General features: G+C 53.0%; 2 protein-coding genes and 1 pseudogene. 1 reads left to right on the top strand and 2 read right to left on the bottom strand.

All coding sequences use genetic code 11. The features are described from left to right. Positions 1–894 (top strand): hypothetical protein (locus A3730_RS17760; RefSeq protein WP_063538589.1); only part of this gene is annotated, 894 nt, incomplete at its 5' end. A gap of 59 nt (positions 895–953) precedes the next feature. Here A3730_RS17760 and A3730_RS17755 read toward each other — a convergent pair. Continuing rightward, positions 954–1,646 (bottom strand): hypothetical protein, encoded by a 693-nt coding sequence (locus tag A3730_RS17755; RefSeq protein ID WP_063538587.1) that lies wholly within the window; start codon positions 1,644–1,646, stop codon positions 954–956. A 39-nt stretch (positions 1,647–1,685) separates the two neighbouring features. After that, positions 1,686–2,579 (bottom strand): annotated as a pseudogene (locus A3730_RS17750) (thrombospondin type 3 repeat-containing protein); the annotation flags it as partial.

Below are 2,579 nucleotides of genomic sequence, written 5' to 3'. Positions count from 1 at the left end.
ATCCTCACCAAAAGTGAGTACCACCAGTACGACGGAGGCATGCGGCTCACCTACGCCACCCTGGCCACATTTCTTAAGTATCCGTGGCTGTCTGCTGATGCGGGCGCCGCCAGCAGCAAGCCAGGCAAATACAGCGCCTTTGTCTCAGAAGCGACCGCCTTCCGCGAAGTGGCCGAGGCCACAGGTCTTCTCGCGCAGACAACCGGCCGTTATTGTCGCCACCCACTCGCCTACCTGATGGAAGCCGCCGACGACTTTTGTTATGCCATCATTGATCTGGAAGACGGCCTGGAAATGGACCTGCTGCACTGGGATGAAGTCTATGCCCTGCTGCAACCGGCCCTGCCCGACACCACGGAAGTGCGCGACCTGATTCACTCGGACCTGCGCGACGGCCGCAAGGCGGCACTACTGCGCGGCAAGATCATCGAGCGGTTTATTGAAGCAGGGGTCGAGGCTTTTGTAGCCAATCACGAACCTTTGTTACGCGGGAGAATGGAAGGGGATCTAATCAGCCACTGCGAACCCGCCGTGCGCGATGTGGTTGAAAATGCCAAACAGCTGGCCCGCTCAAAAGTCTTTGAACATCCCCGCAAGATCGAACTGGAAATCGGCGCCTTTGAAGTGATGGGCGCATTACTGGATGGTTTGATAGAAGCCGCCGTATCCCATGCCTGCAACAGCACAAAAAGCACATACAACAATTACCGCCACGAACGCATCATTGATCTGATTGGCCGCCACAGTTTTCCGGAAAACCTGGAGCAATTACCGGAACAGGAAAGAATTTATCAATGCATCATGCGGGCGCTGGATTTTCTCGCCGGCATGACCGACAACTACGCCACCTATCTGGCCAAGCAGTTTTCGGGAATGGCGGAGACGCGGTATTAGGAAGGGATAAATAATCGAGCGAACCAAAATGGTCCACTCGATTATACGTCATAGCAACATTACTGAACGGAGCTCTGGCGGATACCCATCAATGTGCCACTGTCGAAAAAGTCGCCGTAGCAGGTTTGTGTTCCATCCCCACAAGTAGGAGATCCTGGGTCATTTTCTTCGAATTCAGCATCTAAAGCGTAAATCACTCCAGCGCCTTCAGTCACAATAAACTCTACAACAACTTCACCACCCAGAGTTTCTGACAAAGTCAGTTTATTTCCATCTTGGGCCCAGAAAAGCTGCTCGCTTCCAGGCGTTGTGTCAACGTCGAAGCGCATCGTTCCATCTTCCCAAAGATCTCCCTTGAATTCACTTTCAAAATCAAGATCAACGGTTTGATTAGCGTCATCATTAAAGGTCAGGAGAAACTTTTCCACATAAAGATCGATATTCCAAAATCCAGGATCCTCCGAAGCATTGTTTGGGTCAGCATCGTATTTCTGCAGCTCCACTGAAGAGCTCTGAACTGCGTAGCTCAACCCAGCAACATCTACAGAGCTAGCTTTCTCAAGCTGCTCTTCAAGAGCAGCAATACGGCTATTGCTTTCATCAATAGCAGCAGCCAGGGCCTGAAAGTTTGCATTGACATCGTCCGCAACCGCGTTCGTACCTTGCACAAACGCATTCGGCACAGTTACTTCCGCCACAGCCACAGAACTTGCCATTGCAGCAGCCAGAGCAGTCATCATAAATGTTTTCATTGTGTCGTTCCTTCTTCTGTATTTAGTTGGCGAACCGGCTTACTGCCAGTTCGCTTCGTCCCATTTGGTTTCGTCCCAAACTGCACCAACAGCTTCCACTATGCAGGCATCAACCGCTGTACTCGGCACACATGGGTCTTCAGGCTCGGGGTCGGCATTGTCACCAACGCCATCATTGTCGCCATCCAGGGTTTCCTCACTATCGTCCGGAAACACGTCAGCATTATCGCCAACGCCATCGCCGTCCGAATCGGCAGTTTCACCAGAATCATTCGGGAAGGCATCCCCGTTATCACCAACGCCATCGCCATCACTGTCGGCGGTTTCGTTTGCGTCATCCGGGAAAGCGTCCGCGTTGTCACCGACACCGTCGCTGTCGCTATCGGCCGTTTCTTCCGGATCATTCGGGAAGGCATCCGTGTTATCGCCTACAAAATCACCATCACTATCGGTGGTTTCTTCTGGGTTATGCGGGAAAGCATCTGCTTCATCGCCTACACCATCATTGTCGCTATCAGTGTCTTCCTCCGGGTCTTCCGGGAAGGCATCTGCGTTATCCCCTACGCCATCACCATCTGTGTCGGCATCCTCTTCCGGATCGTTAGGAAACACATCGGCATTATTGCCAACACCGTCGCCATCGGTGTCCGTGGTTTCAGCTGGATCATTTGGGAAGTCGTCCTCGCCATCGACCACGCCATCTTCGTCACGATCCGGATCGAAGGGCGCGTCGTCCTCCTCATTGAGCAGGCCATCGTCATCAATATCCGCATCACTGCTGTCCGGCATGCCATCCTGATCGATATCACTTTCGGTTTCTGCCGGCTCGATAACCGTGGTGGTGTTCTCGGCAGTAGACGTATCCGCGTCCACGCCGGTATCTGCCGTTTCTTCAGCCACCACACTGGCTACCTGGGATACGGTCTTGTTGGA

It is taken from the genome of Alcanivorax sp. HI0044, from assembly GCF_001634945.1.
The sequence above is the reverse complement of the archived record's forward strand: the minus strand, read 5'-3'. Positions and strand labels throughout refer to the sequence as shown.